The organism is Stenotrophomonas sp. PvP093, assembly GCF_017876915.1.
GTDB lineage: Bacteria > Pseudomonadota > Gammaproteobacteria > Xanthomonadales > Xanthomonadaceae > Stenotrophomonas > Stenotrophomonas muris.
The window spans coordinates 1,598,712-1,616,330 of the sequence record NZ_JAGIOX010000004.1 but is presented as its reverse complement, the minus strand read 5'-3'; the positions used below and the strand labels follow the sequence as shown (position 1 = coordinate 1,616,330).

General features: G+C 68.6%; 18 protein-coding genes. 13 read left to right on the top strand and 5 right to left on the bottom strand.

Annotated features, from left to right (window positions below; all coding sequences use genetic code 11):
* Positions 1–34: 34 nt before the first annotated feature.
* On the top strand, positions 35–1,165 hold the full coding sequence (locus J3A72_RS09995) for an MFS transporter (RefSeq protein ID WP_075076337.1): 1,131 nt from the start codon (positions 35–37) through the stop codon (positions 1,163–1,165).
* Here J3A72_RS09995 and J3A72_RS09990 read toward each other — a convergent pair.
* The 3 genes from J3A72_RS09990 to J3A72_RS09980 form a co-directional block, all read right to left on the bottom strand.
* Positions 1,152–1,586: a hypothetical protein gene (locus J3A72_RS09990; RefSeq protein WP_014037831.1), complete on the bottom strand. Its 435-nt coding sequence runs from the start codon at positions 1,584–1,586 to the stop codon at positions 1,152–1,154. The two genes, J3A72_RS09995 and J3A72_RS09990, sit on opposite strands and share 14 nt — an antisense overlap.
* A gap of 111 nt (positions 1,587–1,697) precedes the next feature.
* A complete protein-coding gene (locus J3A72_RS09985) occupies positions 1,698–2,504 on the bottom strand; it encodes an amidohydrolase (RefSeq protein WP_075076336.1) in 807 nt (268 codons plus the stop codon).
* Positions 2,505–2,518: 14 nt separating this feature from the next.
* The gene (locus J3A72_RS09980) at positions 2,519–3,667 is read right to left on the bottom strand and encodes a pyridoxal phosphate-dependent aminotransferase (protein WP_075076335.1); all 1,149 of its coding nucleotides are present in this window, start codon (positions 3,665–3,667) and stop codon (positions 2,519–2,521) included.
* A gap of 186 nt (positions 3,668–3,853) precedes the next feature.
* Here J3A72_RS09980 and ccmA point away from each other — a divergent pair, with 186 nt between their 5' ends.
* The 11 genes from ccmA (at position 3,854) to J3A72_RS09925 (ending at position 12,253) form a co-directional block, all read left to right on the top strand.
* Complete coding sequence (ccmA, locus tag J3A72_RS09975; RefSeq protein WP_014037834.1) at positions 3,854–4,483, top strand: heme ABC exporter ATP-binding protein CcmA; 630 nt, start codon at positions 3,854–3,856, stop codon at positions 4,481–4,483.
* Positions 4,480–5,175, top strand: coding sequence for a heme exporter protein CcmB (ccmB, locus tag J3A72_RS09970; protein ID WP_006456616.1), 696 nt, complete (start codon positions 4,480–4,482; stop codon positions 5,173–5,175). The genes ccmA and ccmB overlap by 4 nt, the downstream gene beginning before the upstream one ends.
* A 43-nt stretch (positions 5,176–5,218) precedes the next feature.
* Positions 5,219–5,989: a heme ABC transporter permease CcmC gene (gene ccmC / locus J3A72_RS09965; RefSeq protein ID WP_032960090.1), complete on the top strand. Its 771-nt coding sequence runs from the start codon at positions 5,219–5,221 to the stop codon at positions 5,987–5,989.
* Positions 5,986–6,174, top strand: coding sequence for a heme exporter protein CcmD (ccmD, locus tag J3A72_RS09960; protein WP_005410342.1), 189 nt, complete (start codon positions 5,986–5,988; stop codon positions 6,172–6,174). Before ccmC ends, ccmD begins: the two co-directional genes overlap by 4 nt.
* Positions 6,171–6,632 (top strand): cytochrome c maturation protein CcmE, encoded by a 462-nt coding sequence (gene ccmE / locus J3A72_RS09955; RefSeq protein WP_075076334.1) that lies wholly within the window; start codon positions 6,171–6,173, stop codon positions 6,630–6,632. The genes ccmD and ccmE overlap by 4 nt, the downstream gene beginning before the upstream one ends.
* Entirely contained in the window at positions 6,633–8,552 is a 1,920-nt protein-coding gene (locus tag J3A72_RS09950; RefSeq protein WP_075076333.1) for a heme lyase CcmF/NrfE family subunit, read from the top strand.
* Between the two features lie 8 nt (positions 8,553–8,560).
* Positions 8,561–9,178: a DsbE family thiol:disulfide interchange protein gene (locus J3A72_RS09945; RefSeq protein ID WP_014647766.1), complete on the top strand. Its 618-nt coding sequence runs from the start codon at positions 8,561–8,563 to the stop codon at positions 9,176–9,178.
* A 4-nt stretch (positions 9,179–9,182) separates the two neighbouring features.
* Positions 9,183–9,632, top strand: a complete 450-nt coding sequence (locus J3A72_RS09940; protein WP_005417657.1) for a cytochrome c-type biogenesis protein — start codon at positions 9,183–9,185, stop codon at positions 9,630–9,632.
* Positions 9,626–10,615 carry a cytochrome C biogenesis protein gene (locus J3A72_RS09935; protein ID WP_075076332.1) on the top strand — a complete coding sequence of 330 codons (990 nt, stop codon included), beginning with the start codon at positions 9,626–9,628 and terminating at the stop codon, positions 10,613–10,615. Before J3A72_RS09940 ends, J3A72_RS09935 begins: the two co-directional genes overlap by 7 nt.
* A 180-nt stretch (positions 10,616–10,795) precedes the next feature.
* Positions 10,796–11,908 (top strand): homoserine O-acetyltransferase, encoded by a 1,113-nt coding sequence (locus J3A72_RS09930; RefSeq protein ID WP_046431707.1) that lies wholly within the window; start codon positions 10,796–10,798, stop codon positions 11,906–11,908.
* A complete protein-coding gene (locus J3A72_RS09925) occupies positions 11,909–12,253 on the top strand; it encodes a DUF1294 domain-containing protein (RefSeq protein ID WP_075076331.1) in 345 nt (114 codons plus the stop codon).
* Positions 12,254–12,365: 112 nt separating this feature from the next.
* Here the strand turns inward: J3A72_RS09925 and cydC are convergent, their stop codons facing one another.
* A complete protein-coding gene (cydC, locus tag J3A72_RS09920; RefSeq protein ID WP_075076330.1) occupies positions 12,366–14,045 on the bottom strand; it encodes a thiol reductant ABC exporter subunit CydC in 1,680 nt (559 codons plus the stop codon).
* Positions 14,042–15,787 (bottom strand): thiol reductant ABC exporter subunit CydD, encoded by a 1,746-nt coding sequence (cydD, locus tag J3A72_RS09915; RefSeq protein WP_014647772.1) that lies wholly within the window; start codon positions 15,785–15,787, stop codon positions 14,042–14,044. The genes cydC and cydD overlap by 4 nt, the downstream gene beginning before the upstream one ends.
* Positions 15,788–16,015: 228 nt before the next feature.
* Here cydD and J3A72_RS09910 point away from each other — a divergent pair, with 228 nt between their 5' ends.
* Entirely contained in the window at positions 16,016–17,605 is a 1,590-nt protein-coding gene (locus J3A72_RS09910; RefSeq protein WP_005410352.1) for a cytochrome ubiquinol oxidase subunit I, read from the top strand.
* Positions 17,606–17,619: the final 14 nt, after the last annotated feature.

Sequence of the window (17,619 nt, the reverse complement as noted above, 5' to 3'; positions counted from 1 at the left end):
CCACAATACGCGGCCCTGTCTGCGGAGCACCCGCATGTCGCGTCGCCTGTTGTTGCTCACCATCGCGCTGCTGATGTTCCCCCAGTTGGCGCAGACCCTGTACAGCCCGGCCCTGGCCGACCTCGCCGGGCGCTTCGCACTGCCCCCCGGCGCCGCCAGCCAGGCCATGAGCCTGTACCTGTTCGGTTTTGCCGCCGGTGTCCTGCTATGGGGGCGGCTGGCCGACCATGTCGGTCGTCGCCCTGCCCTGCTCTGCGGCCTGGCCGTGTTCGTACTGGCCGCCTGCGGCGGCCTGCTGGCCAGCACGTTCGGCCAGGTCCTGCTGGCCCAAGCACTGGCCGCACTGGGTGCGGCGGCGGCCTCGGTGGTAACCCAGACCGTACTGCGCGACTACCTGAAGGGGCCGGCGTTGGCGCAGGCGTTCTCGTGGATCGGCATGGCGCTGGCCTTGAGCCCGGCGATCGGGCTGGCACTGGGTGTGCTGCTGGTGGACAGCCATGGCTATGCCGGCGTGCAGGCCGGCCTGCTGCTGATGGTCAGCCTGCTGATGCTCGGATGCGCAACGGGCCTGCGCGAGAGCCGCCCTGCGGAAGTCGCGCACACGCCCCTGCTGCCACTGTTGTGGCAACTGCTGCGTGATCGCTGGATCTGGTCACAGGCGCTGCTGGTGATGGCGTTCAACGTGGCGATGTACAGTTGGTACGCGCTGGGCCCGTTCGTGTTCGAACGCCTGCACTGGCCGCTGGCCTGGTTCGGTGCCAGCGGCGCGCTGCTGGCGCTCGGCTCGGCGCTGGGTGCATGGGGCAATGCTCGCCTGCTGCGCGCAGGCGTTGCCTCCGCCACGCGCATCCGGCTCGCCGCAGGCCTGGTGCTGGCCGGTGGGCTGTTGGCTGCCTTGCTGCACAATCAGCCGGCACTGGTCGCGGCGATGGTGCCGGTGGTGGCCGGGTTCGGCCTGGCCATTCCCAATGTGCTGGGCCAGGCCCTGCGCGGATACCCGCACTGCCTGGGCAGCGCCGGCGCCCTGTTCGGCCTGCTCTACTACCTGTTGATCGGCGTGGCGATGGCCGTGGTCGGTGCACTGCAACTGCTGGCACCGACACTCATCGTGTGCGGCCTGCTTGCATTGTGGCTGCAGCGTCCGGCACGGCTCAGCGCCGGCTGATGGTGAAGGCGGCGCCGTCCACGCCCAGATCCCAGCCCTTGCCAGTGCCGGACAGGGCCAGCGAGATGTCGCCCTTGGTCATCACCTGCGCGTTGCTGGACTTCACGGCACCCGCATGCGCGCCAACCGAGGCGTAGGTGCCCAGCAGCTCGTTGACGCTGACGGCGCCGGTGAAGCTGCCACGGCCATTGGTGATCTTCGACTTGCCCACGGTCAGGCCGCCGCCCTTCACTTCGATACGCACCGGCAGGCTGGTGCCGTTGCTGCAGCTGACCGTGCCGTTGCCGGAAGCGGTCTTGTAGATCAGTGACCAGCCGGACAGGTTGTAGCGCAGCTGGCAATCGAGGTTGCCGGCGGCGTGCGCGGCCGGGGCCAGCGTAGCAGCGGACAGGGCCAGCAGCAGGGCGAAGGGCTTGTTCATGGCAGGACTTCCAGTTCGGTCGGACTGCCGGCGAATCTAGCAGCGCGCGCGTGCACGCTGGATGCAGGCGCGCGCGCTGCGTGGCAGGCATTCAGCCGCCGTCGTGCTGTTTCAGGCCTGCTCGTCCAGGTGGAAGGCATCAGCATCGAGCATCGCAGGGAAACGCGCGCGATGTGCAGCCAGTGCTTCGGCCGAAATGGTGGTGGTCACCACCTGTTCGCGTTCGCGGATCTCCGCCTGCGGCTGGCCGAGGAAGTCGATCACCGCGCTGTCGCCGGCGTAGTGCAGCTGGTTGCCGTCCACGCCGACGCGGTTCACCGCCGCCACGAAGCACAGGTTCTCGATCGCCCGCGCACGCAGCAGGGTCTTCCATGCATAGGCGCGCGCCGACGGCCAGTTGGCGACGAAGATCTGCAGGTCGAAATCCAGCTGCTGCGGGCGTTCGACGTTGTAGCGGTTGCGGCAGAACACCGGGAAACGCAGGTCGTAGCAGACCTGCGGATTGATCCGCCAGCCCTTCCATTCCACGCTCAGGCGCTCACGGCCGGCGGCATAGCGCTCGTGCTCGCCGCCGTAGCGGAACAGGTGGCGCTTGTCGTAGTACTGCAGGCTGCCCTCTGGCGTTGCGAACAGCAGGCGGTTGTAGACGCCGTTGCCCTCGCGCAGCTGCACGCTGCCGATCACTGCCGCGTTCAAGACCCTGGCCTGTTCGCGCACCCAGGCCACGGTCGGCCCGTCCATGCCTTCGGCCTGGGCGATGGCGTCGTTGGAGAAGCCACTGGTGAAGGTCTCCGGCAGGATCACCAGGTCGGTACTGCCGGCCAGCGGTGCCAGCAACGCACCGTAGTAGGCGCGGTTGCCGGCCGGGTCATGCCAGCGGGTGTCGCCCTGGACGAGGGAAATGCGCAGGTCCTGCATGTCCGTGTCTCCGCTCACAGCAGGCGCAGGCGTTCGATCGCCGCGTCCATGGTCGCTTCGTTCTTGGCAAAGCACAGGCGCACCAGGCGCTGGCCGACCGGCGGAGTCTCATAGAACGGCGACAGCGGAATGGCGGTGACGCCCTTCTCGATGGTCAGCCACTTCACGAACTCATGGTCCGGCAGGTCGCTGATCGCCGAATAGTCGACCAGCTGGAAGTAGCCACCCGGGACCGGCAGCGCTTTCAGGCGGGTGCCGGCCAGCTGCTCGCGGAAGCGGTCGCGCTTGGCCTGGTAGAACGCGCCCAGTTCCAGGTGGTGTTCGGGTTCGTCGCGGATCATCGCGGCGAAGCCATGCTGCGCCGGGCCGAAGCTGGTGAAGGTGTTGTACTGGTGCACCTTGCGGAACTCGGCGGTCAGCGCCGGCGGGGCGATCGCATAGCCGATCTTCCAGCCGGTGCAGTGGTAGGTCTTGCCGAAGCTGGAGATGACGAACGCGCGCTCGCGCAGTTCCGGGTAGCGCAGCGCCGATTCATGGCGGCGGCCGTCGTAGATGATGTGTTCGTACACCTCATCGGAGATCAGGTAGATCTGCGTGCCGCGCAGCAGTTCGGCCAGCGCCTGCATGTCCTGCGCCGACAGCATCGCACCGGACGGATTGTGCGGGGTGTTGACGATCAGCATGCGGGTGCGCGGGGTGATCGCTGCGCGCACGCGGTCCCAATCGACCGCGAACGTCTGCGGATCGAGCGACACATGTACGGCCCTGGCTCCGGCCAGGTCGATCGCCGGTTCGTAGCAGTCATACGCCGGGTCCAGCACGATCACTTCCTCGCCGGCACGCACCACGGCGTGGATGGCGTTGAAGATGGCCTCGGTGCCACCGCTGGTGACGGTGATCTCGCTGTCCGCATCGACCTGCGCGCCGTAGCAGTCCAGCACCTTCTGTGCGATGGCCTGGCGCAGCGGCGCCACGCCGGTCATCGGCGGGTACTGGTTCAGCCCGGCGGCCATCGCCCTGGCGGTCTCGTCGATCAGGCGCTGCGGCGCCGAAAAGTCCGGGAAACCCTGGCCCAGGTTGACCGCGCCGTGTTCGGCGGCGAGCTGGGACATCACGGTGAAGATCGTGGTACCGACCTTGGGCAGCTTGGTGGTGGGTTGCATCGGCCTGGGGATATGGGGAGACAGCCCCTGAGTTTACGCAATCCCTGCCTCGGTAGTGCCGGCCGCCGGCCGGCAACCTCGGCCACTCTGCGACGCTTGGTCGCATCTGCCGGCCAGCGGCCGGCACTACCCTGTGAATTCACCGCTACAATTGCCGCCGCACTCCGGCATGAAGACCCCTGCCCCTTGAACACCCCTGCATTGCTGGCTGCCAGCGGCCTGAGCTTCTCCCGCAATGACGAGCCGGTGTTCGGCCCGCTGGACTTCCATGTGGACGCCGGCGAAGCCCTGCTGGTGCAGGGCGGCAATGGCGCCGGCAAGACCACCCTGCTGCGCGTGCTGGCCGGCCTGGCCCGGCCCGGTGCCGGCCAGGTGCGGATCGACGGCAAGCCGGCCAGCAATGCCGAGCGCGCGCGCTATGTCGCCTACCTCAGCCACCTGCCAGCGCTGAAACCGGACCTCGGCACGCTGGAAAACCTGCATTTCCTGTGCGGCCTGCACGGACGGCGTGCGCGGCAGATGCCCGGCAACGCGCTGGCCATCGTCGGCCTGGCCGGTTATGAGGACACCCTGGTACGGCATCTGTCGGCCGGACAGAAGCGGCGGCTGGCACTGGCGCGCATCTGGCTGTCGCCGGCGCCGTTGTGGCTGCTGGACGAACCCTATGCCAACCTCGACCTGGAGGGCATCACCCTGGTCAACCGGATGATCTCGGCGCACCTGCGCGCCGGCGGCGCTGCGCTGGTCACCACCCATGGCGCCTATGCCGCACCGCCGGTGCGTACCCGCCAGCTCGACCTCGGCGGTGCCGCATGATCGCGCCGGGTACCGAACCGGGCCTGTGGCAGACCGCGGGCGCCCTGCTCAAGCGCGACCTGCGCCTGCTCTGGCGCCGCCGCGGCGACGCGCTGCAGCCGCTGCTGTTCGCGGTGCTGGTAGTAGTGCTGTTCGCCCTGGCCCAGGGCCGCGAACCACAGCTGTTGGCCGCCACCGCCGGTGCAGTGCTGTGGCTGGCCGTGCTGCTGGCCGGACAGCTGTCGCTGGATTCGCTGTTCCGTTCCGACGCCGAGGATGGCTCGCTGGAACAATGGCTGCTGGCGCCGGTGCCGCTGGCCTGGCTGGTGCTGGTGCGCGTGCTGCTGCATTGGGCCACCACTGCGCTGCCGCTGATCGTGGTCAGCCCGCTGCTGGCCGAAATGCTGCATCTGCCGCATGACCAGCTGCCGATGTTGCTGGCATCGTTGCTGCTGGGCACGCCGTTGCTGAGCCTGATCGGTGGCGTGGTCGCTGCACTGACCGTTGGCATCCGACGCTCTGGTATTCTCGTGGCGCTGCTGTCGTTGCCGCTGTACGTGCCGGTGCTGGTATTCGGCGCAGGCAGCCTGGCGGCAGCCGGACGCGGACAGGATCCGGTCGGTGCGCTGCTGATGCTGGGCGCCGGCCTGCTGGTCGCGCTGGTGCTGGCGCCGCTGGCCACTGCCGCTGCAATACGTATTTCTCTGAGTTGACCGAGCTGAGAGCCAATCCACCCCTGCTGGATAGCCGCCACGCATGAATCCGATTGTCCGCTGGTTCCACCAACTCGGTTCGCCCCCCACGTTCGACCGTTTCGCTGCCCGCTGGTCGCGGGTGTTCTATCTCGCGGCGGTGCCGGTGCTGCTGGTCGGCATGTGGCAGGCGCTGCTGGTGGTGCCACCGGAAGCCAAGCAGCTGGATAGCTTCCGCATCCTCTACATCCACGTACCCAGTGCCTGGATGAGCCTGTTCGTCTTCGCGCTGATGGCGCTGTATGCGGCCATCGCACTGGTCTGGCGGATCAAGGTCTGCGAGATCCTGGCCATGGCCTGCGCGCCGATGGGCGCCGGCTTCACCCTGATCACCCTGTTGACCGGCAGCATCTGGGGCAAGGGCACCTGGGGCACCTGGTGGGACTGGGACCCGCGCATGACCAGCGAACTGGTACTGCTGTTCCTGTACCTGGGCGTGATCGGCCTGTACCACGCCATCGAGGACCGCCGCAGCGCCGCGCGCGCCGCTGGCCTGCTGGCCATTGTCGGTGTCAGCCTGCTGCCGGTGATCCGCTACTCGGTGGACTGGTGGGGCGGCCTGCACCAGCGCCAGTCGATCAACGTATTCGGTGAATCGGCGATCAGCAGCGCGATGATCGCGCCGCTGTGGTGGATGGTGATCGGCACCAAGTTCTGGTTCGCCGGTTCGGTGCTGGCCAAGGCCCGCGCCGACAATCTCGACCGCGAGGCCGGCAAGGCCTGGGTCGGCGGCCGCGTCGATGCCGGACGCCCGGCCCGGGAGGCCCAGCCATGACCCACCTGCCCTATGTGATCGGTGCCTACGCGGTGTTCGTGCTGGTGCTCGGCGCCGATGCCATCGGTTCGTGGCTGCGCCTGCGCGTGGCGCGCCGGCTGGCACTGGCCCGCCAGCAGCGCCAGCAGACCCGCGCCGGCAGGCAGGACGCAGCGGCGCCGTTGTCGACGGAGCTGGAACGATGACCCCGGTACAGCGCCGCCGCCTGGTGTGGGTGCTGCTGGCCCTGCTCGCCTCCGGCCTGGCCACCGCACTGGTGGCGATGGCACTGGAGCGCAACATCGCCTACCTGTACACGCCGTCGGAAGTGCTGCGCGGCGATGTCGATGCACAGTCGCGCTTCCGCCTCGGTGGCATGGTGGTGAAAGGTTCCTTCAACCGACCGGTCGGCTCGCTGGAGGCGCGCTTCGAGGTGACCGACGGCGACGCGCAGCTGGCGGTGACCACGTCGCGGATCCTGCCGGACATGTTCGCCGAAGGCACGGCGGTGGTCGCCAGCGGCCGCCTGCAGGACGGCACCTTCGTCGCCGACGAGGTGCTGGCCAAGCACGATGAGAAGTACGTGCCGAAGGAAGTGGCCGACAAGATGGGCGACGCCCATCGCAAGCACGACGTGCCGATGACGGCACCCGAGGTGCGCTGAGTGCTGCCCGAACTGGGTCAGATCCTGCTGCTGTGCGCGTTGCTGGCCTCGCTGCTGCAGGCCGGCCTGCCGCTGGTCGGTGCGCAGCGCAACAATACGGCGTGGATGGCGGTGGCACGACCTGCCGCGTTCGCGCAGCTGCTGCTGGTCGCCGGCGCGTTCGCGGTACTGACCGCCGCGTTCGTGCAGCAGGACTTCTCGGTGCGCTACGTGGCCGAGAACTCCAATACGCTGCTGCCGATGGTCTACCGCTATTCGGCGGTCTGGGGCGCGCACGAGGGCTCGCTGCTGATGTGGGCGCTGGTGCTGGCGCTGTGGACCGGCGCGGTGGCGCTGTTCTCGCGGCACTTGCCGGCACCGGTGCAGGCGCGCGTGCTGGCGGTGATGGGCGTGGTCAGCGTCGGCTTCCTCGCCTTCCTGATCTTCACCTCCAACCCGTTCCTGCGCCTGAACCCGGCACCGCTGGAAGGCCGCGACCTCAATCCGCTGCTGCAGGACCCGGGGCTGATCATCCATCCGCCCATGCTGTACCTGGGCTATGTCGGCTTCGCGGTGCCGTTCGCCTTCGCGGTTGCCGCACTGCTGGAAGGCCGCGTCGACGCACGCTGGCTGCGCTGGACGCGGCCATGGACCAACGTCGCCTGGGGCTTTTTGACCCTGGGCATCGCGCTGGGCAGCTGGTGGGCCTATTACGAGCTGGGCTGGGGCGGCTGGTGGTTCTGGGACCCGGTGGAGAACGCCAGCTTCATGCCGTGGCTGGTCGGTGCGGCATTGATCCATTCGCAGGCCGTCACTGAAAAGCGCGGCACCTTCGGCAGCTGGACCCTGCTGCTGGCGATCGCCGCCTTCGCGCTGTCGCTGCTGGGCACGTTCCTGGTGCGCTCCGGCGTGCTGACCAGCGTGCATTCGTTCGCCGCCGATCCCTCGCGCGGCTTGTTCATCCTGGTGTTCCTGTCGGTGCTGGTCGGTGGCAGCCTGCTGCTGTACGCGCTGCGTGCCAGCCAGCTGAGCGTGGACGCCGAGGACCCACGCCGTGGCTTCACCGCCACCTCGCGCGAGACCCTGCTGCTGGCCAACAACCTGCTGCTGGCCACCGCCTGCGCGATGGTGCTGCTCGGCACGCTGTACCCGCTGCTGGCCGATGCGCTGTCGCTGGGCAAGATCTCGGTCGGCCCGCCCTACTTCGGCAGCCTGTTCCTGCTGCTGATGGCGCCGATGATCCTGTTGCTGCCGTTTGGCCCGCTGGTGAAATGGCAGCGTGACCAGCCCTCGCGCGCCTTCGCGCTGCTGGCACCGTGGCTGGGCCTGGCGCTGCTGCTGGGCGCGCTGGCCTGGTGGCAGGCGCCGCAGAACGGGTGGAAGGCCGGCATCGGCGTGGCCGCTGCGGCCTGGGTCGCGCTCGGCACCGCACGCTTCGTCTGGCAGCGCCTGCGCGGCAATGGCCGCTTCACCGCCGAAATGCTCGGCATGATCGTCGCCCACGCCGGCATTGCCGTGTTCCTGGCCGGCGCGCTGCTGGTGGAGGCGCTGAACGTGCAGCGCGAAGTGGCGCTGGCACCAGGCCAGCAGCTGGTGGTCGGTCGCCACGAAGTGCGCTTCGAAGGCGTGGACCATCGCGAAGGCCCGAACTTCATCGCCGACCGCGGCCACCTGCGCGTGTTCCGCGACGGCCGCGAGCTGGCCCTGCTGCACCCGGAGAAGCGCCAGTACGCCAGCGGCGGCCAGGTGATGACCGAGGCCGGCATCGATGCACGCTTCAATGGTGATGTCTACGTGGCATTGGGCGAGCCGCTGGGCAACAATGCATGGGCGGTCCGGGTGCACATCAAACCGTACGTGCGCTGGATCTGGCTGGGCGCGCTGTTGATGGCCCTGGGCGGATTCATCACCGCCGCCGATCGCCGTTTCCGTCGTCCGTAGGAGTTCCCATGTCCGAGTCCCCCACCCCGCGTCCCTCCCGCCCGCTGCCGCCGGTAGCCATCGTGATCGGCGTGCTGTTCTTCTTCGGCCTGCTCGGGCTGATGATCTACGGGGTGATGAAATCAGGCGATCCGCAGCGCGACGTACTGCCGTCGGCACTGATCGACAAACCGGCGCCGGCATTCGCGCTGCCGGTGCTGCACGACCCGGAAATGATCGTGCACAGCGACGACCTGCGCGGCGCGCCCTACCTGCTGAACGTGTGGGGCAGCTGGTGCGCGGCCTGCCGCGAAGAACACCCGGTGCTGACCCGCTTCGCGGAAAGCAAGCGTGTGCGCGTGATCGGCTACAACTGGAAGGACGACCCGACCGACGCGCTGCACTGGCTGGAACAGCTGGGCAACCCGTTCATGGTCGTGCTCAGCGATGTCGAGGGCCGCACCGCGATCGACTGGGGCGTGACCGCCGCACCGGAAACCTTCCTGGTCGATGGCAGCGGCATCGTGCGCTGGAAGTACAGCGGTGCGATGACCCAGCGCGTGGTCGACGAGAAGCTGATCCCGGCGCTGCAGAAGATCGAGAAGGCCCAGGGCAGTGCCGGCAACACCCTGCATACGGCGCCCTGAGCCCATGCGCTGGCTGCTGGCGTTGCTGCTCCTGATGCTGCCGCTGGCCGCGCTGGCCCAGCAGCCGCTGCACGATCCGCAGCCGCTGCAGTTCCGCGATGACGCCGAGGAACGCCGCTTCCATGACCTGGCCGCGCAGCTGCGCTGCGTGCAGTGCCAGAACCAGTCGCTGGCCGATTCGAACGCGCAGATCGCCCAGGACCTGCGCCGCGAGGTGCTGCAGCTGATGCAGCAGGGGCACGACGACGCACAGATCAAGCAGTTCCTGGTCGCGCGCTACGGTGAGTTCGTGCTCTATCAACCACCGTTGCAGCCGGGCACCTGGCTGCTGTGGGGTGGCCCCCTGCTGGTGCTCGGCGCCGGTGCACTGGTAGTGCTGGGCATCGTCCGCCGACGTGGACGCACCGTCGGCGCGGCGCCGGCCGGCAAGGCCGATGAAGGAGACGAATGGTGAACCATTGGCTGCCGATGCTGGCCGGGCTGGTCGCCGCGCTGATGGCAGCGCTGGTGCTGTGGCCACTGCGCCAGCGCGGTCGGCGCGGTTTCGTGGTCGGCGTGCTCGCGCTGGGCGTGGCCGGTGCCTGCCTGTATCTGCTGGTCGGTGACCCAAGGGGGGCACAGGTACAACCGACCCCGTCGGCAGCCACCCTGCGCGATGGCGTGCAGGCACTGCAGGACGCACTGGAGCGCGACCCGCAGCGTGCCGACGGCTGGGCATTGCTCGGCCGTTCGCAGGCCGAACTGGGCAACGCCGCAGCCGCGGCGGATGCCTTCGCGAGGGCCGCCGCATTGGCACCGGAAGATCCGGGCGTGCTGGTGGAAGCCGCGCAGGCGCGCGCGCAGGCTGATGCCGGCAAGCAGTTCGATGACACCGCAATGGCCTGGTTGCAGCAGGCGCGCGCACAGGCTCCAGATGCCGAGCGCGCCAGCTGGCTGCTTGGCATCGCCCTGCGCCAGCGCGGAAGGAACGCCGAGGCCGCGGATGTGTGGAGCGGCCTGCTGCCACGACTGGAGCCGGGTGCCGCGCAGGCGCTGCAGGCACAGATCGCCCTCGCGCGCGAGGCCGCTGGCCAGGCGCCCGATGCTGGCGCTGCGGCGCCACCGGCGCTGCTGCAGGTGCGCGTGCAGCTGCCGGCACTGAAGAACGCCGAGTGGCCAGCCAGCACCCAGGTGTTCGTGCTGGCCCGTGCCGTCGGCGGCCCGCCGATGCCGGTGGCCGCTCGCAAGCTGCCGCTGAGCGGATTCCCGGACACGGTCGGGCTGGGCGACGGTGACAGCCCGATGCCGACCGCACCGCTGTCGGCCCATCGCGAAGTGGAAGTGGTGGCACGCATCTCGCGCAGCGGCAGCGCCAACCGCAGCGAGGACGACCTGCAGAGCGTTCCGGTGAAGGTAAGCCTGCCCCACGACGGTGTTGTGGAGCTGCGCTTCCCTTGACCTGTAGAGCCGAGCCGATGCTCGGCTGCCCGGCGCCGGCAACTCAACCGCAGCCGAGCATGGGCTCGGCTCTACAGTAGATCCACGCCATGCGTGGATGCGACGGTCCGGTCCGCGTCCATCCATCCATGGAAACCAGCGTGTCGCCAGCTCCACATGCAGCCCCGCTAGAATGACTGCATGACCGAATTCATCCCGCCCGGCACCCGCTTCCACGCCCTGCCCTCGCCGTTCCCGTTCAAGCGCGGTGGCGCCCTGCACGGCGCACGGGTGGCCTACGAGACCTGGGGAACGCTGGCCGCTGACGCCGGCAATGCGATCCTGATCGTGACCGGCCTGTCGCCGGATGCGCATGCGGCGGCCAACGAGGCCAATCCTGCGCCGGGCTGGTGGGAAGCGATGGTTGGCCCCGGCAAACCCATCGATACCCGCCGCTGGTTCGTGGTCTGCGTGAATTCGCTGGGCAGCTGCAAGGGATCGACCGGCCCCGCCTCGATCAACCCGGCCAGCGGTGAGCCCTACCGCCTGGACTTCCCCGAGCTGTCGATCGAAGACGGCGCTCGCGCCGCGATCGAAGTCGTGCGTGCGCTGGGCATCGCGCAGCTGGCTTGCGTGGTCGGCAATTCCATGGGCGGGATGACCGCGCTGGCCGTGCTGATGCTGCACCCGGGCATCGCGCGCAGCCACGTCAACATTTCCGGCAGTGCGCAGGCGCTGCCGTTCTCGATCGCGATCCGCTCGCTGCAGCGCGAGGCGATCCGTCTCGACCCGCGCTGGAATGGCGGCCACTACGACGATGCCGAGTACCCCGAGTCCGGCATGCGCATGGCGCGCAAGCTGGGCGTGATCACCTACCGCTCGGCACTGGAATGGGATGGCCGCTTCGGCCGCGTGCGGCTGGATTCGGACCAGGCCGACGACGATCCGTTCGGCCTGGAATTCCAGGTGGAAAGCTATCTGGAAGGCCACGCACGGCGCTTCGTGCGTTTCTTCGATCCCAACTGCTATCTGTACCTGAGCCGCTCGATGGACTGGTTCGACCTGGCCGAGTACGCCGACGGCGACGTGCTGGCCGGGCTGGCGAAGATCCGGGTGGAGAAGGCACTGGCCATCGGCGCCAACACCGACATCCTGTTCCCGGTGCAGCAGCAGCAACAGGTCGCCGACGGCCTGCGTGCCGGCGGTGCCGATGCGCGCTTCATCGGCCTGGAATCGCCACAGGGCCATGATGCCTTCCTCGTCGATTTCGAGCGTTTCGGCCCGGCCGTGCGCGGCTTCCTCGACGCGCTGTAAGTGGCGTGGCGGCGTAACCTCGCGCTGGCCGCCTTCGGCGCGCTGACCGCCTTGATGATCAGCGGTGTGCTGCCGTTGTGGCTGGGTGGCTGGTGCCTGCTGGCCAGTGCGGTGTCGTTCGGCCTCTATGGCCATGACAAGCGCGCGGCGCAGCGAAAGCGATGGCGCATTCCCGAGCGCACCCTGCAGCTGCTGGCCTTCGCCGGAGGCTGGCCCGGCGCGCTGCTGGGCCAGGCGCGGTTCCGCCACAAGCATCGCAAAGCCGCATTCCAGTGGGTGTTCTGGCTGTGCGTGCTGGCCAACGTGGCCTCGATCGCGGTGATGCTGCGCGAGTTCTCCCATTGACCGGCCTGTAGAGCCGAGCCCATGCTCGGCTGGCTTGCTTCCGGAGCCGAGCATGGGCTCGGCTCTACAGTAGATCCACGCCATGCGTGGATGTGCCGACCAAGGTCGGCATCTACCGAAGCACTTCGCGCTCCAACACCCCATCGCGCAACCGGTACTGCGCATCGACCACGCCTTCGGGCAGGTCGTCGTGGGTGATCATCAGCAGGCTGCGCCCGTCCAGCAACCCGGAAAGGTCCTGCAACAGCGCACGTGCGGTATCCACGTCCAGGCCTTCGGTGGGTTCGTCCAGCAGCAGGATCGGCGCATTGCGCAGCAGCGCGCGCGCCAGTGCCAACCGCCGCGCCTGGCCGGCCGACATCGTCGCGCCGTTCTCGCCCACCCAGGCCTGCAGGCCACCGTTGCACTCGGCCCAGTCCCCCAGGCGCACGCGACGCAGGACCGCCCACAACGCGGCATCACGGGCGTCGGGATCCCCCAGCCGCAGGTTCTCGGCCACGGTACCGGCAAACACCGGTGCGTTCTGCGGAAGCCAGGCCAGCTGGCGGTGCCACTCGGCCTGGGCGACGTCGCGCAGGTCGCGTCCGCCATAGGTGATTCGCCCCTGTTGCGGATCCCACAACCGCAGCAGCAGGCTGGACAGCGTGGTCTTGCCGCTGCCGCTGTCGCCACGGATCGCGATGCGTTCTCCCGGCGCCAGGGTCAGCTGCAGGCCGGACAACACCGGCCGCGCGGCACCTGGCCACTGGAAGTGCACGTCATCCCAATGCACGCGCGCCGCCTGGGGTACCGGCTGCGGCGTCTGCGGATCCTCCACCGTCGGCGGTTGTTCGACGATGGCCTGCAGGCGGTCGGCAGCGATGCGCCCGGACTGCAGCGACTGCCAGGCCAGGCCCATGCCGGCCCAAAGTTCGATCAGCGCCACGGTCAGGAAGACGAGGCCCGCGGCCATTTCCGGCGCGATGTGCTGCTGTTCGGCGGCGTGCAGGGCCAACGCCAGCATCGCCACCAGGCCCAGCCCCGCCACCAGGCCGTGCAGGGTCGAGGCCGCGATCAGGCGCCAACGCCGACGACGATCACGCGAGGCCAGCTGCTTGGCGGCCACGCGTAGCTTCAGCTGCCAAGCCGCATCGGCATGCAGCGCAGCCAGGTCACCGGCCCCCTCCAGCCCTTCGAATGCAGCGGTGCGCAACGCCGCGCGGTGCGCGGCACGATCGGCCTCTTCGTCGTCATGGCCACGCACGCCCAGCCACGGCACGCCGAAGGCGATCAGCAGCGCCAGCACCGCCAGCAGTACCGCCGCCGAGGGCAGGATCAGCGCTGCCGAGGCAACCGCCACCAGCGACAGCGCACCCAGCGCCACCAGCGGCCCGATCGCACGCACCAGCAGGCCATCCACCTCACCGATGTCCCCCAGCAGGCGCGCCAGCAGCTCGCCGGTGCGCGTAGCCCCCAGCCGTGCAGGTGCCAGTGGCAGCGCGCGGCGGAAGAACCACACGCGCAGATCACGGGCGATGCGCAGGGTGGCATCGTGGCCGACCAGCTTTTCGAAGTAGCGCGACACGATGCGCGCCATGGTCAGGCCACGGATGCCGGCCGAGGGTGAGAAGAAGTTGAAGCCCTGGCCGAGGCCGGCCGCACCGGCCAGCGCGGCCGCCGTGAGGAAACCACCGGACAGGCCCAGCAGCGCCGTGCCGGCCAGCATCGTGGTCCACAGCAGCAGCAGGGTCAGCAACAGGCGCGGCCGGTGCCGCAGGAATATCGCGCGCAGCGAATCAGGCGAACGGCTCATGCGCGCACCGCCTGTGCCGGCTCGACCAGGCGGCCTTCCGGCAACAGCAGGCAACGATCGGCCCAGGCGATCACCGCCGGGCTGTGGGTGGCGACCACTACGCTGCGCCCGCGCGCATACGCGGCCAGGCTGCGCAGCAGCGCCGCCTCGGTATCGGCATCGAGGAACGCGGTGGGTTCGTCCAGCAGCAGCACCTGCGGGTCACGCAGCAGCAGGCGGGCCAGGCCAATGCGGCGGGCTTCACCACCGGACAGGCCGAAGCCGCGTTCGCCGATCACCGTGTCCAGCCCCTGCGGCAGGCGCTGGGCAAACTGCAGGACCTGCGAAGCCTCGGCCACCGCGCGCAACCGCGCATCGCTGGCTGCGGGATCGGCCAGGCGCAGATTGTCGGCGATGCTGCCATGGAACAGGTACGGTCGCTGGCTGGCATAGGCCACCTGCACGCCGGGGCGCAGCTGCAGCTTGCCGGCACGCGGCGGCAACCAACCGGCCAGCGCCTCCAGCAGCGTGCTTTTGCCGGACCCGCTGGGACCGACCAGGGCCAGGCGCTGGCCCGGCTCCAGCAGCAGGTCCAGATCCCGCAGCACATCCTGCGGCGCCCCCAACGGGCGCAGTACCAGCCCTTGCGCCTGCAGTGGCGGCAAGGCGGCCTCGGCCGGCTCCACCGCCAGCGGCGCAACCTCGTTCTCGATCAGGCCCTGCTCGTCCGGCAGCGACTGCAGCAGGCGTTCCACTTCGGCGGCGGCGGCCAGTGCATTGGCGCGATCGTGGTAGTGCGCAGCCAGCCGTCGCAGCGGCGCATAGAACTCCGGCGCCAGCAGCAGGCAGAACAGGCCCGCACCCAGCGTCGGCACCGCTGCATGCAGCGACATCATGCCCAGATAGCTCAGGCCCAGGTACAGCGCCACCATCGCCACGCTCACCGAGGCGAAGAATTCCAGCACGGTGGACGACAGGAAGGCGATGCGCAGCACCTTCAGGGTGCGCACGCGCACGCCTTCGGCGGCGGCCTCGATGCCGGCCAGTTCGGCTTCGCCGCGGCCATACAGGCGCAGCAGGCCCAGGCCCTTGATGCGGTCGGCGAAATGGCCGCTCATGCGCGCCAGTTCGCCCAGCTGCGCGCGCCCGGCGGCTTCAGCGCCCCAGCCCACCAGCATCATGAAGAACGGCACCAGCGGCGCGGTGAACAGCAGGATCAGCGCCACCACCCAGTCCACCCAGGCGACAGCGGCCAGGATCAGCAGCGGCACCACCACCACTTCGGTGCGCACCGGCAGGAAGCCGCTGTAATAGCTCTCGATCGCATCACCGTGATGCAGCATCAGTTCGCCCAGTTCACCGGTGCGGCGCTGCCGCAGCCAGAGCGGGCCCTGGCCCAGCAGGCGCGCGAACACGCGTTCGCGCAGTGCCAGCCGGGCGGCGTCGGCCACGTCACCGGCGGCGGCCTGGGTGGCGCTGCCCAGCAGGGTGCGCAGCACCAGGATCACCGCCAATCCCGCCAGCACCGGCAGGCCAGAGGCCAGCGGCACGCGCTCCACCAGCACCTGCTGCACCAGCCAGGCGATGGCGGCAGCCTGGCCGATCAACAGCGCGCCGGACAGGCTGATGCACAGCGCGGCCAAGCGCTGGCGGCCCCGGGCGGAGCGTGCCAGGTCGGCCAGCCAGGCCGTGCGCACACGCCGCTGGCGGGCGGTTTCAGCTTCCGGGGACAGGCCGTCAGGGGTCGTTTCGGCAGCGCTCAAGAGGTCTTCACGGGCAGCGGGGGAGACACGGCATTGTAGGCGCAGGCAATAGCCCGCCCCTGCGGCCGGCGGTCGCAGTCTTCATCAGGTTGGCATACGATCAATCGGGGCACCTGTTCATACATTGATCTGGATCAAGGCTGTTTGAAGTAGTCGGTCACATCATTCACGTCGTAGACCACCCTTCCCGCCACCTGCAACGGCACTATCCAACGAGGTAGCCAGGCCATGATTGATCAGACAGTCGTAGAACTGTCGCGGCTGCAATTCGCGCTGACCGCGATGTACCACTTCCTATTCGTACCGCTCACCCTCGGCCTGTCCTTCATGGTGGCCATCATGGAGAGCGTGTACGTGATGACCGGCAAGGAGATCTGGCGCAGGATGACCCTGTTCTGGGGCGTCCTGTTCGGCATCAACTTCGCCATGGGCGTTGCCACCGGCATCGTCATGGAATTCCAGTTCGGCATGAACTGGTCCTACTACAGCCACTACGTGGGTGACATCTTCGGTGCGCCACTGGCGATCGAAGGCCTGATGGCGTTCTTCCTGGAAGCGACCTTCGTCGGCCTGTTCTTCTTCGGCTGGAACCGCCTGAGCAAGGTCAAGCACCTGATGGTGACCTGGCTGATGGCGCTGGGGACCAACCTGTCGGCGATCTGGATCCTGGTAGCCAATGGCTGGATGCAGAACCCGACCGGTGCGGTGTTCAACCCGGAAACCATGCGCATGGAAGTGGTCGACTTCATGGCGGTGGTGTTCAACCCAGTGGCGCAGGCCAAGTTCGTGCACACCGTCAGCGCCGGCTACGTGACCGGTGCGGTGTTCGTGATGGCGATCAGCGCCCTGTTCCTGCTGCGCAACAAGCACAAGGACCTGGCCCGTCGTTCGTTTGCGGTGGCCGCGGCGTTCGGCCTGCTGTCATCGCTGTCGGTGGTCGTGCTGGGTGACGAGAGCGGTTACGCCGCCAGCGAACACCAGAAGATGAAGCTGGCCGCGATCGAGGCGATGTGGGAGACCGAGCGTGCGCCGGCCGACTTCACCGCCTTCGGCATCCCCAACCAGGAGACTCACCAGAACGACTACGCGGTGAAGATCCCCTACCTGATGGGCCTGATCGCCACCCGCTCGTTGAACCAGCCGATTCCCGGCATCCTGGAACTGGTCGAGCGCGCCGAACACCGCGTGCGTGGCGGCCAGCTGGCCTACGGTGCATTGGAACGCCTGCGCGCCAACAAGAACGACGTTGAAGCGCGCGAGATGTTCGACCGCCACTGGCAGGACCTGGGCCACGGCCTGCTGCTCAAGCGCTATCGCGATGACATCCTCAACGCCACCCCGCAGGAGATCTCGCAGGCGGCGATGGACACGGTGCCGCGCGTGATGCCGTTGTTCTGGACCTTCCGCGTGATGGCCGGCCTGGGCTTCTACCTCATCGCCTTCTTCGCGCTGGCCTTCTACTACTCGTGCCGCAACAACTTCCAGGACAAGCGCTGGTTCCTCAAGCTGGCCCTGTGGACGCTGCCGGCGCCGTGGATCGCGATCGAGTGCGGCTGGTTCGTGGCCGAGTATGGTCGCCAGCCGTGGGCGGTCGATGGCGTGCTGCCGACCTTCTATGCGGCGTCGGGCCTGGCCCTGCATGAAATCGTGCTGACCCTGGCCGGCTTCACTGCCATCTACACCGCGCTGATCGTGGTCGAGATCAAGCTGATGCTCAAGGCGATCCGCAAGGGTCCGGACGAGGTGCTGCCGTCGCTGCAGTCGCCCCAGCCGCATGCTTCCCACAATGCCTCGGCGCCGGCCGCCGGCCAGGCCTGAGGCAGGAGAACCAA